Source organism: Azospirillum sp. TSO5, from assembly GCF_003116065.1.
In the GTDB taxonomy this organism is placed as follows: domain Bacteria; phylum Pseudomonadota; class Alphaproteobacteria; order Azospirillales; family Azospirillaceae; genus Azospirillum.
In genome coordinates this window covers 1-25,613 of sequence record NZ_LGQY01000032.1, presented here as the reverse complement: position 1 = coordinate 25,613, position 25,613 = coordinate 1, and the positions used below count along the sequence as shown (strand labels likewise).

The 25,613-nt window shown below is 67.4% G+C and carries 30 protein-coding genes and 1 tRNA gene; 11 read left to right on the top strand and 20 right to left on the bottom strand.

Features of this window, described 5'->3' with window-relative positions; translation table 11 throughout:
• Positions 1–89 precede the first annotated feature (89 nt).
• Entirely contained in the window at positions 90–1,496 is a 1,407-nt protein-coding gene (gene gltX, locus TSO5_RS09625; RefSeq protein ID WP_109151379.1) for a glutamate--tRNA ligase, read from the bottom strand.
• Positions 1,497–1,652: 156 nt separating this feature from the next.
• Between gltX and TSO5_RS09620 the strand changes: the two genes are divergently transcribed.
• A complete protein-coding gene (locus TSO5_RS09620) occupies positions 1,653–3,806 on the top strand; it encodes a ComEC/Rec2 family competence protein (protein WP_109151378.1) in 2,154 nt (717 codons plus the stop codon).
• Between the two features lie 119 nt (positions 3,807–3,925).
• Here TSO5_RS09620 and lexA read toward each other — a convergent pair whose 3' ends face one another.
• The 8 genes from lexA to TSO5_RS09580 all read right to left on the bottom strand — a co-directional run bounded on the left by lexA (position 3,926) and on the right by TSO5_RS09580 (position 10,120).
• Positions 3,926–4,645 carry a transcriptional repressor LexA gene (gene lexA, locus TSO5_RS09615; RefSeq protein ID WP_109151377.1) on the bottom strand — a complete coding sequence of 240 codons (720 nt, stop codon included), beginning with the start codon at positions 4,643–4,645 and terminating at the stop codon, positions 3,926–3,928.
• Between the two features lie 198 nt (positions 4,646–4,843).
• Complete coding sequence (glp, locus tag TSO5_RS09610; RefSeq protein WP_109151376.1) at positions 4,844–6,073, bottom strand: gephyrin-like molybdotransferase Glp; 1,230 nt, start codon at positions 6,071–6,073, stop codon at positions 4,844–4,846.
• A gap of 4 nt (positions 6,074–6,077) precedes the next feature.
• Positions 6,078–6,575 carry a cyclic pyranopterin monophosphate synthase MoaC gene (moaC, locus tag TSO5_RS09605; protein ID WP_109151375.1) on the bottom strand — a complete coding sequence of 166 codons (498 nt, stop codon included), beginning with the start codon at positions 6,573–6,575 and terminating at the stop codon, positions 6,078–6,080.
• Complete coding sequence (locus TSO5_RS09600) at positions 6,572–7,060, bottom strand: GNAT family N-acetyltransferase (RefSeq protein WP_109151374.1); 489 nt, start codon at positions 7,058–7,060, stop codon at positions 6,572–6,574. The genes moaC and TSO5_RS09600 overlap by 4 nt, the downstream gene beginning before the upstream one ends.
• A gap of 4 nt (positions 7,061–7,064) precedes the next feature.
• Entirely contained in the window at positions 7,065–7,868 is an 804-nt protein-coding gene (trpC, locus tag TSO5_RS09595) for an indole-3-glycerol phosphate synthase TrpC (protein ID WP_109151373.1), read from the bottom strand.
• Complete coding sequence (gene trpD, locus TSO5_RS09590; protein ID WP_109151372.1) at positions 7,868–8,902, bottom strand: anthranilate phosphoribosyltransferase; 1,035 nt, start codon at positions 8,900–8,902, stop codon at positions 7,868–7,870. The genes trpC and trpD overlap by 1 nt, the downstream gene beginning before the upstream one ends.
• Positions 8,899–9,507 (bottom strand): aminodeoxychorismate/anthranilate synthase component II, encoded by a 609-nt coding sequence (locus TSO5_RS09585; protein WP_109151371.1) that lies wholly within the window; start codon positions 9,505–9,507, stop codon positions 8,899–8,901. Before TSO5_RS09585 ends, trpD begins: the two co-directional genes overlap by 4 nt.
• 160 nt (positions 9,508–9,667) lie before the next feature.
• A complete protein-coding gene (locus TSO5_RS09580; protein WP_109151370.1) occupies positions 9,668–10,120 on the bottom strand; it encodes an STY0301 family protein in 453 nt (150 codons plus the stop codon).
• Between the two features lie 139 nt (positions 10,121–10,259).
• Between TSO5_RS09580 and TSO5_RS09575 the strand changes: the two genes are divergently transcribed.
• The 3 genes from TSO5_RS09575 (at position 10,260) to TSO5_RS09565 (ending at position 11,953) form a co-directional block, all read left to right on the top strand.
• Positions 10,260–11,399, top strand: coding sequence for a divergent polysaccharide deacetylase family protein (locus TSO5_RS09575; RefSeq protein ID WP_247870674.1), 1,140 nt, complete (start codon positions 10,260–10,262; stop codon positions 11,397–11,399).
• 27 nt (positions 11,400–11,426) lie between these two features.
• A complete protein-coding gene (locus tag TSO5_RS09570; RefSeq protein ID WP_109151369.1) occupies positions 11,427–11,633 on the top strand; it encodes a heavy-metal-associated domain-containing protein in 207 nt (68 codons plus the stop codon).
• A gap of 89 nt (positions 11,634–11,722) precedes the next feature.
• Positions 11,723–11,953 (top strand): zinc ribbon domain-containing protein, encoded by a 231-nt coding sequence (locus TSO5_RS09565; protein ID WP_109151368.1) that lies wholly within the window; start codon positions 11,723–11,725, stop codon positions 11,951–11,953.
• Between the two features lie 7 nt (positions 11,954–11,960).
• On the opposite strand, the gene TSO5_RS09560 is transcribed toward TSO5_RS09565, so the two are convergent.
• On the bottom strand, positions 11,961–12,782 hold the full coding sequence (locus TSO5_RS09560; RefSeq protein WP_109151367.1) for an alpha/beta fold hydrolase: 822 nt from the start codon (positions 12,780–12,782) through the stop codon (positions 11,961–11,963).
• A 166-nt stretch (positions 12,783–12,948) separates the two neighbouring features.
• On the opposite strand from TSO5_RS09560, the gene TSO5_RS09555 reads away from it, so the two are divergent.
• The 4 genes from TSO5_RS09555 to TSO5_RS09540 are packed head-to-tail and all read left to right on the top strand — an operon-like array spanning position 12,949 to position 16,042.
• Positions 12,949–13,410: a cupin domain-containing protein gene (locus TSO5_RS09555; protein ID WP_109151366.1), complete on the top strand. Its 462-nt coding sequence runs from the start codon at positions 12,949–12,951 to the stop codon at positions 13,408–13,410.
• An 11-nt stretch (positions 13,411–13,421) separates the two neighbouring features.
• Positions 13,422–13,946, top strand: coding sequence for a bifunctional adenosylcobinamide kinase/adenosylcobinamide-phosphate guanylyltransferase (cobU, locus tag TSO5_RS09550; protein ID WP_109151365.1), 525 nt, complete (start codon positions 13,422–13,424; stop codon positions 13,944–13,946).
• The gene (gene cobO, locus TSO5_RS09545) at positions 13,943–14,557 is read left to right on the top strand and encodes a cob(I)yrinic acid a,c-diamide adenosyltransferase (protein ID WP_109151364.1); all 615 of its coding nucleotides are present in this window, start codon (positions 13,943–13,945) and stop codon (positions 14,555–14,557) included. Before cobU ends, cobO begins: the two co-directional genes overlap by 4 nt.
• Before the next feature lie 18 nt (positions 14,558–14,575).
• On the top strand, positions 14,576–16,042 hold the full coding sequence (locus TSO5_RS09540) for a cobyric acid synthase (protein WP_109151363.1): 1,467 nt from the start codon (positions 14,576–14,578) through the stop codon (positions 16,040–16,042).
• A 49-nt stretch (positions 16,043–16,091) separates the two neighbouring features.
• Here TSO5_RS09540 and TSO5_RS09535 read toward each other — a convergent pair whose 3' ends face one another.
• The 7 genes from TSO5_RS09535 to TSO5_RS09505 form a co-directional block, all read right to left on the bottom strand.
• Positions 16,092–16,709 carry a GNAT family N-acetyltransferase gene (locus TSO5_RS09535; protein ID WP_109151362.1) on the bottom strand — a complete coding sequence of 206 codons (618 nt, stop codon included), beginning with the start codon at positions 16,707–16,709 and terminating at the stop codon, positions 16,092–16,094.
• Positions 16,685–17,113 carry a GNAT family acetyltransferase gene (locus TSO5_RS09530; RefSeq protein ID WP_247870673.1) on the bottom strand — a complete coding sequence of 143 codons (429 nt, stop codon included), beginning with the start codon at positions 17,111–17,113 and terminating at the stop codon, positions 16,685–16,687. The genes TSO5_RS09535 and TSO5_RS09530 overlap by 25 nt, the downstream gene beginning before the upstream one ends.
• Positions 17,110–17,997, bottom strand: a complete 888-nt coding sequence (locus TSO5_RS09525) for a rhodanese-like domain-containing protein (RefSeq protein WP_109151361.1) — start codon at positions 17,995–17,997, stop codon at positions 17,110–17,112. Before TSO5_RS09525 ends, TSO5_RS09530 begins: the two co-directional genes overlap by 4 nt.
• Before the next feature lie 52 nt (positions 17,998–18,049).
• Positions 18,050–18,757 carry an alanyl-tRNA editing protein gene (locus TSO5_RS09520; RefSeq protein ID WP_109151360.1) on the bottom strand — a complete coding sequence of 236 codons (708 nt, stop codon included), beginning with the start codon at positions 18,755–18,757 and terminating at the stop codon, positions 18,050–18,052.
• 18 nt (positions 18,758–18,775) lie between these two features.
• A complete protein-coding gene (locus tag TSO5_RS09515) occupies positions 18,776–19,777 on the bottom strand; it encodes a cysteine synthase A (protein ID WP_109151359.1) in 1,002 nt (333 codons plus the stop codon).
• Positions 19,778–20,019: 242 nt separating this feature from the next.
• Positions 20,020–20,631 carry an NUDIX domain-containing protein gene (locus tag TSO5_RS09510; protein ID WP_109151358.1) on the bottom strand — a complete coding sequence of 204 codons (612 nt, stop codon included), beginning with the start codon at positions 20,629–20,631 and terminating at the stop codon, positions 20,020–20,022.
• 77 nt (positions 20,632–20,708) lie between these two features.
• A complete protein-coding gene (locus tag TSO5_RS09505) occupies positions 20,709–21,737 on the bottom strand; it encodes a S1C family serine protease (protein WP_109151357.1) in 1,029 nt (342 codons plus the stop codon).
• A gap of 229 nt (positions 21,738–21,966) precedes the next feature.
• On the opposite strand from TSO5_RS09505, the gene TSO5_RS09500 reads away from it, so the two are divergent.
• Together TSO5_RS09500 and TSO5_RS09495 are read left to right on the top strand one after the other, a co-directional pair.
• A complete protein-coding gene (locus tag TSO5_RS09500; protein WP_109151356.1) occupies positions 21,967–22,146 on the top strand; it encodes a hypothetical protein in 180 nt (59 codons plus the stop codon).
• Between the two features lie 76 nt (positions 22,147–22,222).
• Positions 22,223–22,465, top strand: a complete 243-nt coding sequence (locus TSO5_RS09495) for a hypothetical protein (protein ID WP_109151355.1) — start codon at positions 22,223–22,225, stop codon at positions 22,463–22,465.
• Between the two features lie 7 nt (positions 22,466–22,472).
• On the opposite strand, the gene TSO5_RS09490 is transcribed toward TSO5_RS09495, so the two are convergent.
• Both TSO5_RS09490 and TSO5_RS09485 read right to left on the bottom strand, forming a co-directional pair.
• Positions 22,473–22,718: a hypothetical protein gene (locus TSO5_RS09490; RefSeq protein WP_247870672.1), complete on the bottom strand. Its 246-nt coding sequence runs from the start codon at positions 22,716–22,718 to the stop codon at positions 22,473–22,475.
• A 268-nt stretch (positions 22,719–22,986) separates the two neighbouring features.
• Positions 22,987–23,062 (bottom strand) — tRNA-Asn (locus TSO5_RS09485).
• Between the two features lie 376 nt (positions 23,063–23,438).
• Here TSO5_RS09485 and TSO5_RS09475 point away from each other — a divergent pair.
• On the top strand, positions 23,439–24,563 hold the full coding sequence (locus TSO5_RS09475) for a site-specific integrase (RefSeq protein WP_109151353.1): 1,125 nt from the start codon (positions 23,439–23,441) through the stop codon (positions 24,561–24,563).
• Between the two features lie 49 nt (positions 24,564–24,612).
• Here TSO5_RS09475 and TSO5_RS32170 read toward each other — a convergent pair whose 3' ends face one another.
• Positions 24,613–25,401, bottom strand: coding sequence for a hypothetical protein (locus TSO5_RS32170; RefSeq protein WP_146203719.1), 789 nt, complete (start codon positions 25,399–25,401; stop codon positions 24,613–24,615).
• Between the last annotated feature and the right edge of the window lie 212 nt (positions 25,402–25,613).

Here is a 25,613-nt window from a genome sequence, read left to right as displayed (position 1 = left end):
CTTATCGTTGAGGGTCGGGCTTGGCGCCCTTTTTTCGTCGGCGCAGCATAGTTCCAAGGCTGCCCGATGGCAACGCACGGAAGTGACCATTATGCTGCACCCGCTGCATCGCGGATGCGAGAAAGCGTTGCTTCGCGGCCCAGCAGTTCGGCCACTTCGAAGATCGGCGGCGACACCGTCGATCCGGTCAGCGCGGCGCGCAACGGCTGAGCCACCTTGCCCAGCTTTTCGCCCCGTGCCTCGGCGAAGGCGCGAACCTGCGATTCCAGCGCAGCGGCGGTGAATTCCGGCACTTCGGCGAAGGCAGCCGCCAGTTCTTTCAACAGATTGCGGCCCTTTTCGTCCAGCAGCGCGGACGCCTTTTCGTCATAGCTGAGCGGCTGCGGCGCGACATAGAAGCGTGCGCTCTGCGCCAGATCGACCACGGTGCGGGCGCGCTGCTTCAGGCCGTTCATGGCCCGCGTCAGAAGGTCGCGTTCGGCATCGCTCAGGTTGCGGCCGAGTTCCGCCTCCAGGCGCGGGGCGATCAGACCGAACAGCCGGGAATCGTCGGCAAGCCGCATGTAATGGGCATTCAGATTCTCGAGCTTCGCGAAGTCGAAGCGCGACGGCGAGCGGCCGATGCTCTCCAGGTTGAACCACTCGATGGCCTGTTCGGTCGAGATGATCTCGTCGTCGCCATGCGACCAACCGAGCCGCAGCAGATAGTTGCGGACCGCTTCCGGCAGATAACCCATGTCGCGGTAGGCGTCGACGCCCAGCGCGCCGTGGCGCTTGGACAGCTTGGCGCCGTCGGGGCCATGGATCAGCGGGATATGGCCGAAGCGCGGCAGGTCCCAGCCCATGGCGTTGAAGATCTGGATCTGGCGGAAGGTGTTGGTCAGATGGTCGTCGCCGCGGATGACGTGGGTGACGTTCATGTCGTGGTCGTCGACCACCACAGCCAGCAGATAGGTCGGGGTACCGTCGGCGCGCAGCAGGATCAGGTCGTCGAGCTGGGCATTCTGGACAGTCACCTCGCCCTGGACGAGGTCGTTCAGGACGGTTTGGCCCTCCTGCGGCGCCTTCAGTCGGATCACCGGAGCAACGCCCGGAGGAGCATCGGAATCGGGACGGTCACGCCAGCGGCCATCATAGCGCATCGGCTGCCCGGCTGCCTTCTGGGCGGCGCGCATCTCCTCCAGCTCTTCCGGGCTGCAATAGCAGCGATAGGCCTTGCCGGCGGCCAGCATCTGGTGCGCCACCTCGGCATGACGGTCCTTGCGCTCGAACTGGCTGACGGCGTCGCCGTCCCAGTCGAGCCCCAGCCACTTCAGCCCATCGAGGATGGCGTCCACCGCCGCCTGGGTCGAACGTTGCCGGTCGGTGTCTTCGATCCGCAGCAGGAACTTGCCGCCGGTGTTGCGGGCGTACAGCCAGTTGAACAGGGCGGTGCGGCCACCGCCGATGTGCAGAAAGCCGGTCGGCGACGGAGCGAAGCGGGTGACGACAGTCATCGGTCTCTCAATTTCCGGTTCGGCGCTGGTATGATGCGCCGGTGGTTCGACACCGTGGTTTAACACAGCCACCCGGCTTGGAGGCAATGCGATGCGTGCATGGACGGTCGTTGAAGGGCCCGCGGGCGGCATCGCAGCGCCGGGAAGCCGCTGCAGGTGACCGCCGCCGGCTGGCCAGAGGAGGAGACGGACAACCCACCGGCGCTCAGCGGACGATGGCGGCGCCTGTTGGCGCGGGCCGGCAGGCGACTCGCGGCGTTGGCAGGAGCAGAGGGGGAGCGTTGGGTTCTGTGGCTGCCCGTCGCTTTTGGGGCGGGGGTGTCGCTGTATTTCTGGTTGCGGCAGGAACCGGTCTGGTGGGGCGGGCTCGCGGCGGTCGGCGGGGCGGTGATTCTGTTGTTGGCTGTGCGGCGCTGGTTCGCATTGGCCGGAGTGGCGATGGCCCTGCTGATGGCGGCGGCCGGATTCCTGGTTGCGCAGGCGCATACGGCGCGCATGGCGGCGCCGGTCCTGACCCGAAGCATCGCGGGTGCCACCGTCACAGGGCGGGTGATGGCGGTGGAGCGGCGGCCGGGTGCGGTGCGCATCACGTTGCGCGAGGTGACGGTCAGCAGACTGGCACCGGAGCAGATGCCGGCGGCCTTGAGAATCCGCCTGTCAGACCGCAACCCCGCTCCCGCCCCGGGATCGGTGGTCCGGCTGCGGGCGACGCTGTTGCCGCCGCAGGCGCCGGCGGAACCCGGTGCCTTCGACTTCCAGCGGCGGGCCTGGTTCATGGGTCTGGGTGGGACCGGCTTCGCCACGGGCGCGGTGGAGCAGGTGGAGGCGCCGCCGGTGACGGGATGGAGCACCGTTGCCATCGCCTTCGAGCAGGCGCGGGGAGCCATCGCGGAGCGCGTCGCGGCGGCGATCGGCGACCCGGTGGAGGCGAGCGTCACCACCGCACTGCTGAATGGCGAGGAGTTCGGCATTCCCGAAGCGACGCTGGACGACTTCCGCAACAGCGGGCTGGCGCATCTTCTGTCGATTTCCGGCCTGCATGTCGGCATCGCGGCGGGCATCCTGTTCTATGTGGTGCGGGCGCTGCTGGCGGCGGTGCCCTATATCGCGCTGCGTTGGCCGATCAAGAAGATCGCGGCTTTGTTCGGGATTGTGTCGGCGCTCGCCTATACGCTGCTGGTCGGGGCGCCGCTGCCGACGGTGCGGTCGGTGCTGATGACCGGCATGGTGATGGGGGCGATCATGCTGGACCGCCATCCGCTGAGCATGCGGCTGGTCGCCTTCGCCGGGCTGGTCACCATCGCCATGGACCCGGAGGGGATGCTGGGACCCAGCTTCCAGATGTCTTTCGCCGCGGTGGTGGCGCTGATCGCGGCGTTCGAGCGCGGCAGTGTCAGGCTGGCGGAATGGCGGCGTGACGCGGGATGGTTGGTGCGGGGGCTGTTCTATGTCGGCGGGATCCTGCTGACCAGCGTGGTGGCGACGCTGGCGACCTTGCCCTTCTCGCTCTTCCATTTTCAGCAGATCGCCTTCTATGGCGTGCTGTCGAACCTGATAGCGATTCCCATCACGTCCTTCTGGGTCATGCCGTGGAGCCTGATCGCCTACGCGCTGCTGCCCTTCGGGCTGGAGGCGCCGGCGTTGATCGCCATGAACTGGGGTGACCGGGCGGTGATCTGGACCGCGGAGTTCTTCGGCCGGTTGCCCTGGGCATCGCTGACGGTGCCGGCGATGCCGGTGGAAGGGTTCGCGGCCCTGGTGGCGGGCGGGCTCTGGCTGTGTGTGTGGACGCGGCGGTGGCGCTGGTTGGGGATGCTGCCGATTCTGGCGGGGTTGGCCTCGCCGATGCTGGTGGAACGGCCGGATGTGCTGGTGGCGGGGGACGGGACGGTGGTGGCGGTGAGGCTGCCGGACGGGCGGCTCAGTGGCTCGGGCAAGGGCGGCGGGCGGCTGACCGAGACCTGGAGGGAACGCGACGGGGAGCGGACAGCGGCGGAGCCCTGGCCGGCGGCGGGCGGATGGAGCGAGGGCGGGCGGTCGCTGAGTTGCGATGCGCTGGGGTGCTTGTATCGCGTGCGTGGGAAGACGCTGGCATTGCCGCGGCTGCCGGACGCGCTGGACGAGGATTGTGGCGCGGCGGATGCGGTGGTGACGGCGGCGGTAGCGCGCGGGTGCCGGGCCGGAGTGGTGATCGACCGGTGGGCGCTGCGGCATGAAGGGGCGCATACGCTGACGGTGACGGCCGGGGGGATAAGGATGGAAACAGTGCGGGGACTTAGGGGGGATCGGCCTTGGACCGGGGGGAGGTGAGAGGCGCTGTTATCCCCACCCTAACCCTCCCCCGCTTCGCGGGAGAGGGAACTCCGCTGCGCCGCCACTCGCTCCCTCTCCCACCGAAGGTGGGGGAGGGTTGGGGAGGGGCAACGGCCTCAGTACTTGCGGACCAGACCGACCAACTTGCCCTGCACGCGGACGCGGTCGGCGCCGAAGATGCGGGTTTCGTAGGCGGCGTTGGCGGGTTCCAGGGCCACCGTGTTGCCCTTGCGGCGCAGACGCTTCAGCGTCACCTCGCCTTCATCGACCAGGGCGACGACGATGGTGCCGTTCTCCGCCGCGTCGCAGCGCTGGATGATGATGGTGTCGTGGTCGAGGATGCCGGCCTCGATCATCGAATCGCCCGAAACCTCCAGCGCGTAATGGTCGCCGGCGGTCAGCATCGAGACGGGGACATCGACGAAGGCGCTGTTGTCGCGCAGGGCCTCGATCGGCGTGCCGGCGGCGATGCGGCCGTAGAGCGGGAGCTGAACGGTCTCGTTGGCGGCTGGCGTCGTGGCGGGAGGCGTGGTGTCGCGGCCTGCAAAGGCGAAATCGCCCTTGATGACGTTGGGCTGGAACTTCGGCTTGGCGGCGGCGCGGCTGCGGGCGGCGTCCAGGCCTTCCGGCAGGCGAAGAACCTCGAGCGCACGGGCGCGGTGGGGCAGGCGGCGGATGAAGCCGCGTTCCTCAAGTCCGGTGATGAGGCGATGGATGCCCGACTTGGACTTCAGCCCCAGGGCGTCCTTCATCTCGTCGAACGACGGCGAGACACCGCCCTGGCCGAGCCGTTCGTGGATGAACAGCAGCAATTCGTGCTGCTTGCGCGTGAGCATGGATGCCTCCCGGCCGTCGCCAGACTGAAGATGGAACAAAAACCAAACGTTGCCTCCATGTTCTAGTTTGGTTCCTGCCGCGCGTCAAGCCCCCCATCGGCTTCTTTTAGAACTTGAACGGAACATTTGGAACGGCGTGAAACAGTTTTCGGGATGCTGTTCAACTGTTCCATCCGCCGTCCGGGGGGTGTCCCAAGTCTAGATGCTGAGCGCTCCATCGGTCAGGGGAAGCACGGTCACCATGGCGCCGGCCGGCTCGGGGTCGGCGTTGGGCGGGCGGGGGATCAGGCAATCGGCGTGGGCGTAGAGCGTGGTGATTGCGCTGTCCTGCCGGGCGAAGGGCGTGACGGTCAGGACGCCGTCGGCGCCGGCGGCAAGCGTCGCGCGGAGATACTCCTCCCGGCGGTCGTTGGCCTTCAGCGCGGTGGTCAGGCGGGCGCGCAGCGGCAGGCGGTCGTCCTCGGGCGGCAGTCCCTGCAGCAGACGCAGAATCGGGCGCAGGAACAGCACGCCGGTGACGCCGGTGGATACCGGATTGCCGGGCAGACCCAGCAGCGGCACCGATCCGGCGCGGCCGAACATCAGCGCCTTGCCCGGCCGCATCGCCACGGTCTGCACCTCCAGCGCCACGCCGCGTTCGGCCAGCACGTCGCGCACGAGATCGTATTCGCCATGGGCGGCCCCGCCGGTGGTGACCAGCAGGTCGCACCCTGCGGCCCCCTTCGCCAATGCCGCCACACTCTCCGGCGTATCCTTGGCAATTCCCAGATTGTGGGCGAGGCCGCCCTGGGCGGTGACGAGGGCGCAAAGGCCGAGCGCGTTGGTGCTGACGATCTGGCTCGGCCCCAGCGGGTCGCCGGGCAGGGCGATCTCGTCGCCGGTGGCGAGGATGGCGATGCGCGGCCGGCGATGGACCGAGAGCCAGGGGACATTGCCGCCGGCGGCCAGCGCGATGTCACGGGCAGTGAGGCGGCGGCCCTTCGGCAGAAGCTCCTGACCGAGGGTGAAGTCGAATCCCGCTTCGCGGACGAAGCGGCCGGCGACCACGGCGCGGCCGATCTGCACCGTGGCGTCGTCGGCGCTGCAATCCTCCTGCATCACCACGGCATCGGCGCCGTCGGGCAGGGGCGCGCCGGTGAAGATGCGCACCGCCTCACCAGGGCCGACGGGGCCGTCGAACGCATGACCGGCGGAGGATTCACCGATGCGGCGCAGGGGGGTGGGCGAGTCGGCGGTCGCGGCGGCGATGTCGGCGGCGCGCACCGCCCAGCCGTCCATGGCGGCGGCGTGGAAGGGCGGCTGAGTCAGCCGGGCAATCACCGGTTCGGCCAGCACGCGGCCCAGCGCGTCGGGCAGGGCGACGGTCTCCGCCGGCAGAGGGGCGAAGGCCGACAGGATGCGGGCGCGCGCCTCGGCGACGGAGATCATCGGATTATGCTCCTGAGGGGGTGGTGGTGGACGCACCCCATTCGCCGCTCTTGCCGCCGGCCTTGTGCAGCAGGCGGACGTCGGTGATGGTCATGCCGCGGTCAACCGCCTTGCACATGTCGTAAACGGTCAGCGCCGCGACGGTGACGGCGGTCAGCGCCTCCATCTCCACGCCGGTCTGGCCCTTCAGCTTGCAGGTGGCGGACAAGTCCACGGCGTTGCGGGCGGGATCGCAGGAGAGGTCGACCTTGACCGAGGTCAGCATCAGCGGGTGGCACAGCGGGATCAGGTCCGGCGTGCGCTTGGCCCCCATGATGCCGGCCAGCCGGGCGACCGACAGAACGTCGCCCTTCTTCACCCCGCCCTGCATGATGAGCGCCAGGGTTTCCGGCTGCATCAGCACGGTGGCGGCGGCGGTGGCGGTGCGTTCGGTCTCCGCCTTGTCGGAGACGTCGACCATCACCGCCTTGCCCTCGGCATCGAAATGGGTGAAGCCGGTCATCGCACGGTCTCCAGAAGCGGTTTTTCCATGAAGACGCTGACGCCGTTGTGTTCGTAGCAGGCATAGGGGCCGCGGTCGGCGAAGCCGGCCTTGCGGTAGAGCGCCAGCGCCTCGTGCTGGTGGATGCCGGATTCGAGCAGCAGGGCCGTCAGCCCCTCGGCCCGTGCCTGCTCCTCCAGCCGGGCGAGCAGTCGGTCGCCGATGCGATGGCCGCGGGCGGCGGGATCGACATACATGCGCTTCACCTCGCCGTAACCGGTCGGGCCATCACCCGAATGATCGACGCGGAGCGCGGCACAGCCCACCGGAACGCCGTCCTTGCGGGCGACGAAGAAGCGGACGTCCGGCGCCTCCAGCTCTCCGATGTCGAGCAGGTGGCAGGTGTCCGCCGGATAGAGGTCCAGCAGATAGCGGTCGAGCGCGGCGACCAGGGCGATCACCGCATCCTGGCGTGGGCTTTCCGCGGCTATCGCGATGTCCGGCATGGCGTCACACCGGCGCCAGTAGGGCGCGGGTGGCGGCGGTCACGTCGGCCTGCCGCATCAGCGATTCGCCGACCAGGAAGCAGCGCGCGCCGACCTTCGCCATGCGGGCGAGATCAGCGGGGGTGTAGAGGCCACTTTCCGCCACCAGCATGCGGTCGGCCGGGACATTGGCCGCCAGTTCCTCCGTCGTCGCGATGTCGACGGCGAGCGTCTTGAGGTTGCGGTTGTTGACGCCGAGCAGCGGCGTTTTCAGCAGCAGGGCGCGGTCCAGCTCGGCGCGGTCATGCACCTCGACCAGCACGTCCAGACCCTGGGATATCGCGGCATCCTCGATCTCCGCCGCTTGGGCGTCGGACAACGAGGCCATGATGATGAGGATGCAGTCGGCGCCCAGCGCACGGGCCTCCACGATCTGATAGGGATCGACCATGAAGTCCTTGCGCAGAACCGGCAGATCGACCGCGGCGCGGGCGGCGACCAGATACTCGTCCTTGCCCTGGAAATAGGGCTCGTCGGTCAGCACCGACAGGCAGGTCGCCCCGCCCTCGCGATAGGCACGGGCCAGCGCCGGCGGGTCGAAGTCTGCGCGGATCAGGCCCTTGGACGGGCTGGCTTTCTTGATCTCGGCGATCAGGCCGTAGCGGCCGGCCTCCACCGCGGCGCCGAGCGCCCGGATGAAACCGCGCGGCGGGTTGGTCTCGTTGGCGGCCTTGGCCGCGGCCTCAACCTCCGACAGCGGGCGGGCGGCCTTGCGGGAGGCGACCAGCGCGCGCTTGTCGTCGTTGATGCGGGTCAGAACGTCGCTCATCAGGCCACTGCCTCGTTGGTGATGGCGACCAGCCGGCGCAGGCGGTCGCGGGCGCCGCCGCTGTCGATGGCGTCGGCGGCCATGGCCACACCCTCCTTCAGCGTCGCGGCCTTGCCGGCCACCAGCAGGGCGGCGGCGGCGTTCAGCAGCACGATGTCGCGATAGGGGCTGCGCACCCCGTCGAACAGGGCGTGGATCGCCTCGGCATTGACCTGGGCGTCGCCACCCTTCAGGTCCTCGATGCGGGCGCGGGGCAGGCCGGCATCCTCCGGCGTCACCTCGAACACCGTCACCTCGCCGTCCTTCAACTGGGCGACGGTGGTGGGGCCGGTGGTGGTGATCTCATCCAGCCCGTCGGAGCCATGGACGATCCAGGCGGCCTCGGACCCCAGCCGCTTCAACACCTGGGCCAGCGGCTCCACCCACTGTTTGGAGAAGACGCCCAGCACCTGCCGCTTGGCTGTCGCCGGATTGGCGAGCGGTCCCAGCAGGTTGAAGACGGTGCGAGTGCCAAGCTCGACGCGGGTCGGGCCGACGTTGCGCATGGCGATATGGTGGCGCGGCGCCATCAGAAAGGCGATGTGGGCATCCCACAGCGCCTTGCGCACCAGCGCGAAGTCGCAGTCGAGGTTGACGCCCAGCGAACCCAGCACGTCGGCGGCGCCGGACTTCGACGAGATGGCGCGGTTGCCGTGCTTGGCGACCGGCACGCCGCAGGACGACACCACCAGCGCCGCGGCGGTGGAGATGTTGTAGGTGCCGGCGCCGTCGCCGCCGGTGCCGCAGGTGTCGATGGTGCCAGGAGGCGCCTCCACCGGGATCGCCTTGGCGCGCATGACGCGGGCGGCGCCGGTGATCTCGTCCACCGTCTCGCCGCGGACGCGCAGCGCCATCAGGAAGCCGCCCATCTGCGACGGGGTGGCGTTGCCGGACATGATGATGTCGAAGGCGAAACCGGCCTCGGCCTCGGTCAGGGAGGCGCCGGTGGCGACCTTGCCCAGGATGGCCTTCATATCAGTGAGGTCGCCGCTCATGCTGCGGTCTCCAGGGTCGCGTTCTCCGGGCGGGGACGGGTCAAGTCCAGGAAGTTCTGCAGGATCTTGTGGCCGTGCTCGCTCTCGATGCTCTCGGGATGGAACTGCACGCCGTGGATCGGCAGCTCGCGGTGGGCCAGCGCCATGATGAGGCCGTCGGCGGTTTCGCCGGTCACCTCCAGGCAGGCGGGCAGCGTCTCGCGCTCGACGATCAGCGAGTGGTAGCGGGTGGCGCGGAACGGGTTGGGCAGGCCGGCGAGCACGCCGCGGCCCTGGTGCAGGATGTTGTCGACCTTGCCGTGCATGGGGACCGGCGCGCGGATCACCCGGCCGCCGAAGGACTGGCCGATGGACTGGTGGCCCAGACACACGCCCATCAGCGGCAGGCGGGCCTTGGCGGCGGCGTCGATCAGGGGCAGACAGATGCCGGCGCGGTCGGGATCGCAGGGGCCGGGGGACAGCACGATGCCGTCGGGGCGCAATGCCATCGCCTCATCCACCGTCAGGGCGTCGTTGCGGCGGACCTGCACGTCGGCGCCAAGCTCGCCCAGGTAATGGACGAGGTTGTAGGTAAAGCTGTCGTAGTTATCGATGAGCAGCAGCATGCGCCTTCCGCCTTCCACCTTCGCCCGGCCAACTTCGCCCGGGCCGTCTGGACCGTTCCGGCCCTGTTCCAACGCTGGGCCGTTCCGGCCCTGTTCCAACAATCAACACCCTAGCGGCTGAGGGGGCGGATTTCCAGCCTCCGCGCAGAACTTCGCCTCTTCACCGGCAGTCGAGCTGCGGCGGCGTCTTCGGGTCGTCCAGGACGGCGCCGCGGATGTCGGTTGCCAACGTCAGAGTGCAGCGGCGGACATGGGATGGCAGGTCGGCTGCGAGCGTCGCCTGGGTGTCGCGATAGCGGCAGACCAGGAAGACGTTCCGACGCCGGGTGCCGGTGAACTCCCAGACCTGAACGATGCTGCGGCCGCGCCGGACCTCGCGGTCGGGGGCCAGGGTGGCGGGCGAGGCGCTGGTCATTTCGCTGGCGCGGTCGCCCTCGACCAGAGAGATGCCGGCGAAGCCGTGGCTGTCGCGGCCGGGGTAGGGCGACCAGCCGCCGGGGGCATCTGGCTGCGCCTGGACCGTCAGGCTGGCCGGGCATTGCAGGCCGCCGGCCGCCTGAGCCGGGGCGGTGGTCGCCAGCAGGAGCGTTGCGGTAACAAAGATGTGACGCATCGGGCAGACTCTTCCGGGTGGGCTTGGCCGGGCGGGCTTGGCGGCGTGGAAAGGACCGGTTCCGCCCCGGCCCTTTGCGCCGTTTGGGCGGTTGCGGCGGCGGCGGCGGGGTGCCACTGTGCGGCGCCCCGGTCGCAGGATGGACATCGTCACCATGGCCCGCAAGGCGCCTTCGAAAGCCCGCAAAACGTCGCTTCCTCCGTTTCTGTCGAATCCCTTCGTTCTGGCTCTGGCTGCGGTCGCCGCGGTGTTCGCCGTGGCGATGGGCGTCGCCACGTTGACCGGCGGACGGTCCGGCGGGGAAAAGGCACCGCAGGCGCCGGTTCAGCAGGCCGCGGTGCCGCCTGCGCCAGCCTCCGCGCCACCCGCAACGCCACCTTCGCCGCCCGCGGTTAAGGCCGAGGCTCCAGCGCACGCGGCGGAAGGCCCGGAACATGCGGTGCCGGAAAAGCCGGCGCAGGATAAGGTCGAGGCGCGTCCGCCGGCCACGACGGTGGCGATGCTGCCGCCGCCTGCGCCCCCCGCCCAGCCGCCGGTGCAGGCGCCCTCCGGCAATGCCGCGCTGTGGCGCAAGAACGCGCTGCCGGCCGACGTGCCGCCGGGCAGGCCGATCATCGCCATCGTCATCGACGACATGGGGCTGGACCGCAAACGCTCGGCGCGAATGGTCGGGCTGCATGGTCCGCTGACTCTGTCCTGGCTGCCCTATGCCCGTGACCTGTCGGCCCAATCGAAGGCGGCCCGCGCCAATGGGCACGAGCTGATGCTGCACATGCCGATGGAGCCCAGCGTGAAGGCCGATCCGGGGCCGAACGCTCTGCTGATCTCGCTGGACAAGGGCGAGATCGTGAAGCGGTTCCGCGCGGCGCTCGACAGCTTCGACGGCTATGTCGGCGTGAACAACCATATGGGCAGCCGGTTCACCGCCGACCGGGCGGCGCTGGCGCCGGTGCTGGCGGAGCTGCACCGCCGTGGCCTGCTGTGGCTGGACAGCCGGACGACGCCCAACAGCGCCGGAATCGGGCTGGCGCGGGAGCTGAAGATGCCCTGGGTCGGCCGCGACATCTTCCTCGACAACGAGGAGACGGTGGCGGCGGTGAAGGCCCAATTGGCGAAGACGGAGCAGGTGGCGAAGCGGCAGGGCTATGCCGTCGCCATCGGTCACCCCCATGATGCGACAATCGAGGCTCTGGCGTCCTGGCTGCCGGATGTGCAAAAGCGTGGCTTCGTTCTTGTCCCGGTCAGCGCGGTGGTGCGGACGCACCATGCCGGCGGCTGAACCCGACCCAAAGAGGAGCCCGCGACGATGGCCGATGCGTACAAGGTGGATGGAATGACCTGCGGCGGCTGCGCCCGCTCCGTTTCCAACGCGATCACCAAGGCGGCCCCCGATGCCGCCGTGACCGTCGACCTCGCCACCGGCACAGTGCTGGTCGATGGCGGCGTGCCGGCCGATGTGGTGCGGCAGGCGGTCGAGGCGGCCGGCTTCGATTTCGGCGGGGCTGCAGCCTGACCGATTTTGGTGCGGTGCAACAAAGCCGTTTTATTATTGTGGATATTGCGGCATGCTCGGGACGATGCGATCCGTTCCGCGAGGGTGCGATGCCGCTCTATTCCTATCGCTGCAAGGCCTGCGACCATGGGTTTGAGACCCTGGTGCGCTCCGGTGAGACGCCCGCCTGCCCATCCTGCGGCAGCGCCGACCTGACCCGCCAGTTGTCGAACGTGGCGTCGGAAGGCAAGTCCGGCGCCATCGTCCAGTCCGCCCGCCGGATGGCGGTGAAGGAGGGGCATTTCAGCAATTATTCCCGGTCGGAACGGCCCAAGGCGTAGGGTGGCCTCAGGCCACCTCGGCCGTCACCGTCGCGGTGATCCACGCCTCGACCCGCTCGGCGGCCGACTGCCAGTCCTGCTCCAGCATCATCGCGTGGCCCATGCCCGGCATGAACACCGGCTGGGTACCCAGCGCTGCGGCGGTGGCGACCACCTCCGCTCGGGGGAACAGCAGGTCTTCCTCCGCGCCCATCACCAGCATCGGCATGTCGGGCGGCGGCAGGATGGGGAAGGGGATCCAGCCGCCGATGTCCAGCAGGACGCGGCGCGATTCCTCCTGCAGGTAGCTCTCGTACTTGGCGGCTTCGGCGCGCGGCATCTTGTCGGAGAACATGGCGCGGCGGATGGCGTCGGGGTCGATCGCCTTCTCGCCGAAGGTCATCAGCATCGACATCTGCTGGAACACATAGGGCGAGCGCCAAGCCAGCCCCATGGTGGAGGACAGCAGGCCGTAGGGCGGGGCGGACGCCATCAGCACGCCGGCGGGAAAGCGGCGCTTCGCCAGCGCGCGCTGCACCACCATGCCACCCATCGAATGACCGATCAGCACCGGCGGCGCGGAGAGGCGATCTGCCGCCTCCAGCACGTCTTCGATGTAATCGGCGATGCCGAAATCATGCAGCCGGTCGCGCCCTTCGCTGTTGCCGTGGCCGCGCAACGAGACGGCATGGGCTTCCCACCCCTGCGCGGCGAACCAGGGCAGGAATTTGGCATCCCAGATCCAGGCGCCGCTGAAGGCGCCATGGACGAACAGGAGCGGCGGCGCTTTCGGCGCGCGAATGGGCGGCGTGCCGGTGGGACGGCGGCTGATGATTTCCAGGGTCGACATCGCATCGCAGGTTGTTGTTTTGCGCTGCAATAAGCATGGTGGGCGAACGGGCACCTGTCCAGCCATGGGGCGGGCAACCCTGCCCTGTAAGGGGACTTGAGCCGTTTGACGCCGCCGGTGCGGTTTGCGACAGTCCGGACCCGCACTGCAGAACCGGAGAGCGCCCGTGCCGAACCCACCGGTCCTTGATCCCGCGACGCTGACCGCCGAAACCGGCGCCACCGATTATCCGCAGCCGTTCCGGGCGCAGGTCGCCGGGCGGCACCGGGTCGTGCTGGGCGATCCGCTGGGCCTGAGCAATTTCGGCGTCAACCTGACCCGGCTGGCGCCCGGGGCCTCCTCCGCCCTGCGCCACTGGCACAGCAAACAGGACGAGTTCGTCTATGTGGTGGAGGGCGAGTTGACGTTGGTGACCGATGCCGGCGAGACGCTGCTGACCGCAGGCATGTGCGCCGGATTCCCGCATGGCGTCGCCGACGGCCACCGGCTGATCAACCGCAGCGACCGCCCGGCCAGCTATCTGGAGGTCGGCGACCGCAGCGACGGCGACGAGATCGACTATTCCGACGAGGACATGGTCTGGCGCGACGGCGCCTATCGGCATCGCGACGGGACCGCCTGGAAATGAAGGTTGGGGGAATGAGCGCCGATCTGACGCTGGTGCTGGGCGGCGCGCGGTCGGGCAAGAGCCGCTATGCCGAGGGGCTGGTGACGGCGCTGGGCGGCCCGCGCGTCTACATCGCCACCTCGCAGGTGTGGGATTCGGAAATGGCGGAGCGGGTGGCGAAGCACCGCGACGACCGCGGCCCCGACTGGACGACGGTGGAGGAGCCGCGCGACCTGACCGGGGTCCTGCGCCGCCATGCCGCCGAGGGCACCGGTGTCCTGGTCGATTGCCTGACCCTGTGGCTGACCAATTTGATAATGGCCGAGGCCGATGTCGCGGCGGAGACGGCGGCGCTGGTGGAGCTTCTGCCAACTCTGCCGGGCCGGGTGGTCCTGGTCTCCAACGAGGTCGGGATGGGCATCGTGCCCGACAACGCGCTGGCGCGCCGCTTCCGCGACCATGCCGGCCGCCTGCACCAATCCATCGCGGCCGTGGCGCCGCGCGTCGTGCTGACCGTCGCCGGTCTGCCGATGTTCGTGAAGGGAACTCCCGTATGACTGCCGATATCGATGAGCTGAACCGCCGCCATGCCGAGAAGATGAAGCGGCGCAAGGCGTTGCAGGAGCGGGCGGTCGCCTCCAAGACGGTGGAGAAGGGCCTGCTGATGGTCCACACCGGCAAGGGCAAGGGTAAGTCCACCGCCGCCTTCGGCCTGATGATGCGCGCCGTCGGCCACGGCATGCGCGTCGGCATGGTGCAGTTCATCAAGGGCGCCTGGTCCACCGGCGAGACGGTGGCGTTGGAGCGCTTCGAGGATCTGGTCGATTTCCACACGATGGGCGAGGGCTTCACCTGGGACACCCAGGACCGCGCCCGCGACATCGCCGCCGCCGAGGCCGCCTGGGCCAAGGCCAAGGAACTGATGGCCGACCCGCGCTATCGCCTGATCGTGCTGGACGAGTTGAACATCGTGCTGCGCATGGACTACTTGGCCCTGGACGAGGTGCTGGCGACGCTGGCTGCCCGCCGGCCCGACCTGCACGTCTGCATCACCGGCCGCAACGCCAAGCCGGAGCTGATCGCCGCCGCCGACCTCGTCACCGAGATGACGCTGGTCAAGCACCCGTTCGAAGCCGGGGTGAAGGCCCAGGCCGGCATCGAGTTCTAAGCCATGCAATCTCGGGCCATGCGGTCGCGGGCAATCATGCTGCAGGGCACCGGCTCCGACGTCGGCAAGTCGCTGCTGGTGGCCGGGCTGTGCCGGGCGCTGGTGCGGCGCGGCCTGACCGTCCGGCCGTTCAAGCCGCAGAACATGTCCAACAACGCGGCGGTGACGGCCGACGGCGGCGAAATCGGCCGCGCACAGGCGCTCCAGGCGCGGGCCTGCGGCGTGGCGCCCAGCGTCCACATGAACCCGGTGCTGCTGAAGCCGCAGTCGGACGTCGGGTCCCAGGTGGTGGTGCGCGGCGTGGTGGTCGGCACTGCGCGGGCCGCCGACTATCAGGCGCGCAAGCGCGAACTGCTGGGCACCGTGCTGGACAGCTTCGAGAGGCTGCGGGCCGAGGCCGACATCGTGGTGGTGGAGGGTGCCGGCAGCCCGGCGGAAGTCAATCTGCGGGCCGGCGACATTGCCAACATGGGCTTCGCGACCGCCGCCGACGTGCCGGTCGTGCTGGTCGGCGACATCGACCGCGGCGGCGTGATCGCCAGTCTGGTCGGCACCCACGCACTTCTACCAAGATCTGAACAGGAGCGGATTAAAGGCTTTCTTATCAACAAGTTCCGCGGCGATGTTCGTCTGTTCGATGAAGGGCTGCGGATCATCGAGAGCCACACCGGCTGGCGTGGGTTCGGCGTGGTGCCCTGGCTGCACGAGGCGGCAACGCTGCCGGCGGAGGATGCGGTGGCGCTCGACCGGCCGCGCGCTGCGGGGAACGGGTCGTTGCGCGTCGCGGTGCCGATGCTGTCGCGCATCGCCAACTTCGACGATTTCGATCCGCTGGCGCAGGAGCCTGGCGTCGCGCTGACCATGGTGCGCCCGGGGCAGCCGCTGCCCGGCGACGCCGATCTGGTGATCCTGCCCGGCACCAAGGCGACGATTGCCGATCTCGCCTTTCTGCGGGCGCAGGGCTGGGACGTCGACCTGCTGGCCCATTGGCGGCGCGGCGGGCGCGTGCTGGGGATCTGCGGCGGCTATCAGATGCTGGGCCGGCGTATTGCCGACCCCGATGGCATCGAGGGGCCGCCGGGAGACGCCGCCGGGCTCGGCCTGCTGGATGTCGAGACGGTGCTGAAGGGGCCGAAGGTGCTGGAGGAGGCACGCGGCACGGAGCGCCGCACCGGCGCCGCGGTGGCGGGATACGAGATGCATATGGGCCGCACCGAAGGGCCGGACCAGGCGCGGCCGATGCTGGAACTTGCTGGCGGCGTGACGGACGGCGCGGAGTCGGCGGACGGGCGGGTTGCCGGCTGCTATCTGCACGGGCTGTTCGGCGCTGACGGATTCCGTGCAGCTTATCTGCGCCGGCTGGGCGGCGACGGATCGGAACTGGCCTATGGCGTGGCGGTGGAGCGGGCGCTCGACGCCGTTGCCGACCGGCTGGAGTCGGCGGTCAATGTCGACGCGCTGCTGGCGGTGGCCGAGGGCTCTTGACGCTTCGGTTGGGAAGACAGGGCGGCGGAACGTCGCCGCCCTGTCTGACTCAGCGGGCGAGCGGAATATGCTCCCCGGAACTGCGCGGCAGCACGCCCTCCAGACGCGGATCGCGGACCTCGCGGGCGACATGGCGGGTCGGCACGAAACCCATGCTCTGGTAGAGCGGCAGCGCCTTCGGATGGTCGAAGGTGCAGGTGTTGACGACCAGCTTGGCCGCGCCGCCGTCCCAGGCCTTGCGAATGATGGTGTCGAGCAGCCAGGGACCGAGCTTGTGGCCGATGAAATCGGGGATCAGCCCGAAATAGGAGAGATCGGTTTCCTGCGTCCGCCGGTCCAGCTCGCCATAGCCGGCGGGCGTGCCGTCGACATACAGCACCCAGACCTCCACCAGCGGATCGTGGATCGAGCGCTCCAGCTCCTTGCGCGGCATGCGGCGACGCTCGTGCCACAGCCAGGGTTCGCCCACCGTGTCGTAGAGATAGCGGTAGAAGGACCAGGTCGGCGGGTTGGCCCGCACCAGGGAAAGGTTGCCGGCCGGCTGGCGCACCGGCGCGTGGGCCGGCGGTGCGGTCATCTCCAGATAGGTGACGATCACCGACAGATGGTCGGGCCGGCTGGCGGCGGGTACGGCGGGGCGGGTCAGGGAGAAGGGTTGGTCAGCCATTTCTGCATCATCGTGACGGGCGATTTGGCATAGCCCAGCCTTTCATAGAAGGCCAGCACCCGTTGGTTGGTTTCACGGACGAGGAGTTGGACCTTCGGCATCCCGGCAGCAGCCAGCCATCCTTCGGCCTCCGCCACCATGCGCCGGCCGAGCCCTTGTCCCTGCAAAGCCGGATCGACGGCGACGTAATAGATCCAGCCGCGATGGCCGTCCTGCCCGACCATGGCGGTGGCGACGATCCGCCCGTCCTCAACGGCGGCAAGCACGGTCGAACTGGTCTTCGACAGAGCCAGTGCGAAATCGGCCGCCGGGTCGTTCCACGGCACCACCAGCCCGCATGCGGTCCACAGCGCGACGACGGAGTCGCAGTCCTCCGCCGTGCAAGGCCGGACGGAGAGGGTCACGATTGCCGAGGTCCCGTTTCCAGCGGCAGATCCTCGCGCAGGCCCCACTCGGCCCAGGAGCCGTCATAGATCGCTACATCCGGCTTGCCGGCGGTGGCGAGGCCGAGCGCGATGACGCAGGCGGTGATGCCGCTGCCGCAGGAGGCGACCACCGGTCGGTCGAGGTCCAGCCCGGCGGCACGGGCCTTCCCGGCGATGACGTCCGGCGGCAGCAGGGTCTTGGCCTCGGCGTCGATCAGGTCGGTGTGGGGCAGGTTGAAGCTGCCGGGAATCCGTCCGCTGCGGCGGCCGGGCCAGGGCTCCGCCACCGCGCCCTCGAATCGCGGTTGGGCGCGGGCGTCGGTCACCTGATCGGCGCGGGCGTCGATGTTGGCGAGCACCTGATCGGCGCTGCGGATCAGCTCCGGCCGCTTGCGCGCTGTGAAGACCGCCGGCTGGACCGGGGCGGCCTCGCCCGAGTCGGTCGGGCGACCTTCCGCCAGCCATTTCGGCAGACCGCCGTCCAGAACCGCCACCCGGTCGAAGCCGAACAGGCGGAACAGCCACCAGACGCGCGCCGCCGCGGTCGCCATGCCGGCGCTGTCATAGACCACCACCGTATCGCCGTCGCCGATGCCGAGCGCACCGATCTTGGCGGCGAAGGTTGCCTCGTCGGGGGCCATATGGGGCAGGGGGGCGGTGTTCGGCGCCGCCACCTCGTCGACATCGCACAGCCGGGCGCCGGGGATGTGACAGGCGGCGAAGTCCGCCCGGATGTCGCGCTTCAGGGCCGGCATGTGCCAGGACCCGTCGAGAATCTTCAGGCCGGCCCGGCCCAGATTGCGGGCGAGCCAATCGGTGGAGACGACGGGGCCGGTCAGCGGTTCCACGGTGCTGTCGCTCATTCTGCGCGTCCTTGAAAGGGATATGTCGGGGCGGAAGATCGCGGTGACGGGCTCAGTCCTTCAGCGCGATGACGACGCGCCGGTTCTGCTTGCCCTTGTTTTCGATCTTCGTCACCTCGATTCCGCCGATCTCGCCGGTGCGGGCGACATGGGTGCCGCCGCAGGGCTGCAGATCGACCCCCTCGACATTCAGCAGGCGCACCCGGCCGCTGCCAGTCGGTGGCTTCACCGACATGGTGCGCACCAACTCAGGCTGCGCCGCCATTTCCTCGTCGGAAATCCAGCGGGTGCCGACCGGCGTGTCGGCGGCGATCAGCTTGTTCACAGCCTCGGCGATTGCATCCTTGTCCAACGCTTCGGCCGGAACGTTGAAGTCGAGCCGGCTCTTGTCCGCCCCGATCTGGCCGCCGGTGACCGATCCTGGAACCACCGCGCACAGCAGATGCAGGGCGGTGTGCATGCGCATGTGGCGATAACGGCGGTCCCAGTCGATCTCCGCCTCCACCGCAGTGCCGGGGGTCGGCAGCTCCTGCCCGTCCTCCGGCACATGGATGACGTCGTCGGGGCCACCGTCGCCCTTCACCGTGTCTTTGATGCGCACTTCGAACCCGTCGAAGCGCAGGACCCCGCTGTCGCCCGGCTGACCGCCACCGGTCGGGTAGAAGACGGTGCGGTCGAGCCGGATGCCGCGGTCGTCAACCGCCGTGACGGTGGCGACGCAGTTGCGGGCGTAGGCGTCCTCGCGGAATAGCGCGTCCATATCCCCCTCGATGAAGAATCAGGCCAGCCAGTCTGGCACCGGAAGATTCTTCTCACGGAGGAAGTCAGGATTGAAGAGCTTCGATTGGTAACGCTGCCCCCCGTCGCACAGGATGGTCACCACCGTGTGGCCCGGGCCGAGGTCGCGCGCCACCCGCATCGCCGCGGCGATGTTGATTCCCGACGAGCCGCCCAGCACCAGACCCTGGGTCTTGATGAGGTCGAAGATGATCGGCAGTGCCTCTTCATCCGGGATCTGCAAGGCATCGTCGATCGGCGCCTGTTCCAGGTTGGCGGTGATGCGGCCCTGGCCGATGCCTTCGGTGATGGAGCTGCCTTCCGACTTCAGCTCGCCCTTGGTGTAGTAGCTGAACAGTGCCGCGCCCATCGGGTCGGCGAGTGTGATGCGGATGTTCGGATTCCGCTCCTTCAGGGCCATGGCGATGCCGGCGAGCGTGCCGCCGCTGCCCACTGCGCAGGTGAAGGCGTCGACCTTGCCGCCGGTCTGCTCCCAGATCTCCGGGCCGGTGGTGGTGCGGTGGCCTTCGCGGTTGGCGGTGTTGTCGAACTGGTTGGCCCAGACGACGCCGTTCGGCTCGGTCTTCGCCAACTCCTCGGCCAGCCGGCCGGAATAGCGGACGTAGTTGTCGGGATTGGAATAGGGGACCGCCGGAACCAGCCGCAGGTCGGCGCCGATCAGGCGCAGCATATCCTTCTTTTCCTGGCTCTGAGTCTCCGGCATCACGATGACGGTGCGATAGCCAAGGGCGTTGCCGACCAGCGCCAGCCCGATGCCGGTGTTGCCGGCCGTCCCCTCGACGATGGTGCCACCGGGGCGCAGAAGCCCGCGCTTTTCCGCGTCGCGCACGATGGCGAGAGCCGCGCGGTCCTTGACCGACCCGCCGGGGTTCAGGAACTCCGCCTTGCCCAGGATCTCGCAGCCCGTCGCCTTCGATGGACCTTCCAGGCGAATCAGCGGCGTGTTGCCGATGGCGCCGATAAAGCCGTTGCGGATGTCCAAGACGGGTACTCCCAAGGTCAGGTGTGGATTGCTGACGATACTATCAGGTCGGGGAGCCACGGTTTCAAGGTGACGGTGTGAAATGCTGCATTGAACGAATTTTCGGTGTGAATTTGTGAGGTTCAGGCTTTGAATGCCCCCTCCCTAACCCTCCCCCGCTACGCGGGAGAGGGGACTGCCGCTGCCTTACAAACTTACCCTCTCCCGCAAAGCGGGGGAGGGGGCAACCCGCACCTCTACTCTCACCCCTGACCGAGCCAGCGCTTGCGCAATTTCTCACGGTGGCGGGCGAGCCAGCCGACGGCGATGATGGCGACGGAGTTGCGCAGGCGGTTCTCGTCCATCAGGCGGATCACCTCGTCGGCCGGCAGGGCAAAAATCCGGATGTCCTCATGCTCTTCGGCCAAGCCGCCGGTGGCGGCGAGGTTGCGGCTGTCGACCCGGCCGCAGAAGACGGTGACGACCTCGGTGAAGGCGCCGGGGCTGACGTAATAGTCGCAGATCTGCTCGATCTCTTGGATGGCGCAGCCGGCCTCCTCCATCGATTCGCGGCGGGCGACGTCCTCCGGGCTCTCGCCCTCGGCGACCATGCCGGCGACGATCTCCGTCATCCAGGCCGGGCCGCCGGCCGCGGCGGAGCCGACGCGGAACTGCTCGATCATCACCACGCTGTCGAGGTCGGGGTCGTACAGCAGCACGCCCACCGCCGCGCCGCGGTCGCACACTTCGCGCGGCGGCAGCACGTCGCTCCAGGTTCCGTCGAACTTCTTGTGGCGCAGGCGGTAGACGTCGATGGTGAGGAAGCCCTTGTAGGGGGTTTTCTTGTCGACGATCTCGATGTCGGGATGATTCATGGTCGGCGTGGTCCCACGGATGGCTGTTTGCGACAGGGTGCTACGCCACCGCGCCCACCACAAGCGCCGGGGCGGGATCAAAGCGTCGGGTTCAGCCGCAGGAAGCGCACGCGGTCGGCCGAGGTCACCGGGACCGGGGTCAGGGTGGCGCCGCGCATCACCTCCAGCGGCACGACAACGCCGGCCGGCCCCAGGCCCCAGAGCTTGCGATAGAAATCCGCCAGTCCGCTGAAGCGCTGGCCGCCGACGCCGACGATCCAGTCGCCCGGACGAAGCCCGGCCGACTCGGCGGGGCTGCGCGGCGACACCTTTTCCACCATCAACCGGCCCACCTCCTCGCGCAGGGTGACGCCCAACCACGGCCGGGCCGGCTCCTGGCGGCGGCCATAGGCGAGCAGGTCGGCGAGGATCGGCTCCAGCGCCGACACCGGGACGAACATGTTGCCGGGCAGGCCGCGGCCCTCCACCGCCTCCATCACCAGCAGCGATCCGATGCCGACCAGCCGGCCCTCGCGGTTGACCAGCGCGGCGCCGTTGAAGGCGCGGATTGGCGGGAAAGTGAACAGCGCCTCGTCCAGCAGATACTCCCAATAGCCGGCGAACTCGCGTTTGCTGACCAGCTTCACGGCGGTGGCACTGCGATTGTCACCGCCGCTGAGCGCCAGCAGCGTGTCGCCCTCCTTGACCGCGTCGGCGTTGGCGAGCCGCAGCCAGGGCGCCGTGAACCCCATCTCCGCCCGCAGCAGGCCGAAGCCGCTGACCGGGTCGTAGGCGACCAAGTTGGCGGGGTAGCTGCGCCCGTCGGCGGCTGTGACCTCAATCTGCGAGGCCTCCATCACCGTATAGCCGATGGTCAGGATCAGGCCGGACCCGTCGATGACCACGCCGCTGCCCTCGCGGTCGGTTCCCAGCGTGCGGGCGCTCTGGCTGTCCGGCGGCACGACGGCGCTGATGCCGACGACGGAGCGGACGACGCGATCGGGATCCAACTGTTCGGGATCCGCCGCCTGCGCCGGGCCGGCGCCGAGCGCGCCCAGTTGAATGCCGACAAGAACGAGGATGGCGGCCGCCAACCGCGGCACGACCGGTGCAGAGACGACCCGCATGACACCGCACTCCCGCGCAAGGCAGGGCCAAGGGCACCCCCGCGGTCGCGCGGCCCTGTCCGTCGCGACTCGCGTGACACTGACATGACATTGCGCTCGAGTCGCGGCTCATCAAGCGGTCGCCTGACGCCGGCCGGGCCTTCGAGGGAGGAAACATACCGCCGCCAGCCGGTGTTGTCCTGTCCGAGACCGTAAATCGGCCCGGACAATGAAGAGGAAAGGCGACAGCATGCCCATCAACAGCGAACAGGAACTGGAACAGGCCGTCCAGGAATTCCAGCGCCTGAGCGATGCACCCGAGGGCTCGGAGGAAGGACGCCGCCGCAGTGTTCTGGACGCGGACATCAAGGCGTATTACGCCAGATGCGCCAACACGATGCGGCCGGCCAAGCCGCCCTCCACCGGCTGACCGGGGTTGTGCAGCGGGTCCGGGGGCTTCCGGCTCGATCGGCTGGCAGAATCGGCCATAAGGAGACCGGTCCGCGATGAAGCGACTCGACACCTGCTACACCTGCCGCTTCTGGGAGGGGCAGGGGCTCCGCCAGCGCGGGCCGAAAGGAACCTGCCGGCGCTATCCGCCGGTGGTGACGCCGCGCAGCCCCGAGGGCGACTTCCCCATCACGCTGTCCACCGACTGGTGCGGGGAATGGAAACGGGTGGCCGTCTCCGTGGCGGCCGGCGACCCGTCGGAATCCGGCGACACCATCTATGACGATCTGGTGGAGTAGGGCCGCCTCACCGCGGGTGAGGCGGGATCACCAGGACCGGCGTGTTCTCGTAAGACTGCGGCCGATGGTCGGTCGCGGATCCGTCCCAATCGGTGCTGAAAACCAGCAGGGCGACCAGCACGGCCGCCAGGAACAGCAGGACCGCGGTGACGCAATCCACCGTCCGCACCGGATGATCATCAGGTTCGGGCGAGCCGCGGCCGGTTCCGTCGACCGGCGGCGCGGTGCGAAGACGTTCGGAATGGAATGGCATAAGCACGGCGATCCTCCATGGCTGGAGACGCCCGGTCCAAGACTGGGTCCGGATGGTTATCAAGTCTAACGCCGTGCGGCCGGACGCGGCATTTCGCTTCCGGCAAATCAGGATCGTCTTTTGGGACTAGTTCTTGCCATAACGGGCGACCGTCGGTCCTAGCCCGACTGCTTTAAACCGAATTCGGTTACTTAACCGCCACAGTCAAGGCGCAATGATGCGGAAATAAGAAAAGGCCGGATGCGTGTGGCATCCGGCCTTTTCGATCTGGCTCCCGGTGCTGGACTCGAACCAGCGACAAGCGGATTAACAGTCCGCTGCTCTACCAACTGAGCTAACCGGGATCGGTGACTGACCTTTCGGCCGCCGCCGTTGTTGGCGTGGCGGGTGTATAGCCGAACCATCCGGCCCTGCCAAGCCAATTCCGACAGGAAAATGAATTTTCTTGGCCCAGGGCGCGAAAGGGTGGGGGAGGGGCATTCCGCCAATGAAAACAAAGCCCAAACGCAAAAAAGCCCCGCCGGGGGCGGGGCTGCGTTCGGACCGGTCGGTCGTCTGCTATGCTATCGTCAGGTATGGAGGCACGGGCGGGAATCGAACCCACGTACACGGATTTGCAGTCCGCTGCATCACCACTCTGCCACCGCGTTTTCCTAAGGAAATCAATGGTCTAAGCCGCCTAATGGCCCCCTCGCTCCTTGGGAGCAAGATGGGAGCAAAATGGCTTACGTCGAGAAGCGGGGGCAAAGCCTGCGGGTGGTCGTGCGGGTCCGGGGCAAGGTTGAGGCCCAACGGACTTTCCCCCTGGAAGCCGTCGAGGAAGCCCGGAAGTGGGGTGAGGAACAGGAAGCCGCCCTTGGAGTCGTGGGGAGGGGCAGGGGACGCAAGCGCGAGTCTGTGGCGCCCTGTAGGACGCTTCAGGATGCGCCCGAACCCAAACCGGCAGCAGACCTACCGTCTAACGCCACAGGCTATCCCCTGACGCTCAGGGAGGCCCTTACCCGCTATCTCTCCGAAGAGAGTCCGAAGAAGAAGGGCCACGAACAGGAAAAGGGGCGGATCGGCTCTTGGCTGGCTCTTCCCCTGGCCGATAAGCGCATGGTGGATATAACAACGGTGGAGCTTGTGGAATGGCGGCAGGCCGAAGAACAGCGGAGGGGCTGTAGAGGGCTTCCTATTTCCCCATCAACAATCCGTAATAAGCTAGCGATCCTGTCCGCTATCTACCAACACGCCCGTAGTGAATGGGCGATGCCCGATCTTCAGAACCCCGTTCGTGGTGTGAAACTTCCGAAGAACCGGAAAGGGCGCGATGTCCGTCTTACGACAATCCAGCGTGAGGAACTGTGGAAGGAGCTTCGCAACCCAATCCGCAAACCCTACCTGTATTATATCGCTCGTCTTGCTGCGCTAACAGCAATGCGACAGGGGGAACTTTGGCAGATTTCATGTTGGGAATGCTGGGATAAGGCTAACGTAATTCACTTAACGGACACGAAGAACGGCGATAACCGGGACGTTCCCCTTTCCACGGAGGCCGTGAAGGTTCTGCGGGAATGGTGGGTTGAGCAAGGTAGGCCGACCGCTGGCCCCCTGTTCCCCGACGTGGTACGCCCCGGCACCGTGGTTCGCTCTTACCAGAAGGTAATCCGTGCAATCCGCAAGAGGAACCCGACCTTCCCCCACATTACCTTTCACGATCTACGGCACATAGCGGCTACCGATATGAGCAAGAAGCTTTCCAATGTCTTGGAGTTATCAGCGGTTACAGGCCATAAGAGCGTTCAGGTTCTAAAGCGATATTATAACCCAGATGCTAAGGAATTGGCGTCTAAGTTGGGGTGAAGTGAGCGGGGGCTTCGGCCCCCTCTTGCTCGTTACATTTCAGATAATGCTATCGCAACTTTCTGGTAAGAATGTGAATATTCTCAATAACTTCTGACACGCATTCTTCGGCACCCTGTATGGTAACGCAGCGTTTTGCTTCTAGACGGTACAAGTGGGCGCCCTGCTGTGTCAAAAAGCGCAAACGGTTTTGAGCTTGAACAGGCGTTTCGCGGTGAAACATATTTCCATCTAGCTCAACCAAGAGGCAAATGCCGTCCTTTACAATAAGGAAGTCAGGCTCAGTGCGATGGTAGTCGTTTCCTCCCTGAACAAATACGGGTAAAGGAGCGATTGGGATGCCGCGTTTCTTGGCAGCCTTATAGAAAAATATTTCTGGTTCAGAGCGGAACAATAAACCTTCGTGTTGCAGATGCGCAATATTGGTGGAACGAACGCGGCCTTGGTTTGAAATTAGCTCCCCAGAAATTATTCGTGAGATTTCATCTCGCCATCCCTCATTATAATCCTGCTCGTAGTCGATATTGATTGATATATTTGCGCGATCAGAGGGTGATACCCCAGAAATTACTTCATTGAATGACTCGTCGATCTGCTTTTCGATTAGCCCTTTTCCTTCCAGGGCTTCATATACATCTGCCGGCATGTAGAACCAAACATCCCAAACATCACAATCACCATAGTAGGCGACAGGGGACGGATGAACATGGGCGCGACCATGAACAACAGTGCTCGCGGCTCCGATACAGTCCCTTCTAATAAGTAACTTTGCGGTTGCGGCAAGGACGCGTTCAAGCTTTTCAATTATGATTGGCTCTTTGGGTTGTTCGGTGCCCATATATGCCTCTGGGTTATAATGCGTCCCCACGATAGCTATGACCGATGCGTTCGGCAACCGACCGGATGATGCGCGAAGATTGGCGCTTGGTGGGTGAGGCCCTGTTGATTGGCCGCGCCGAGTGCCTGTCTGAGAGTCGGACTCGGAATCGGCATGGCTGTGGCTATGTCCGGGCCACCCGTCTTGAGAGCAGTTTGACGCTGGCGATGAAG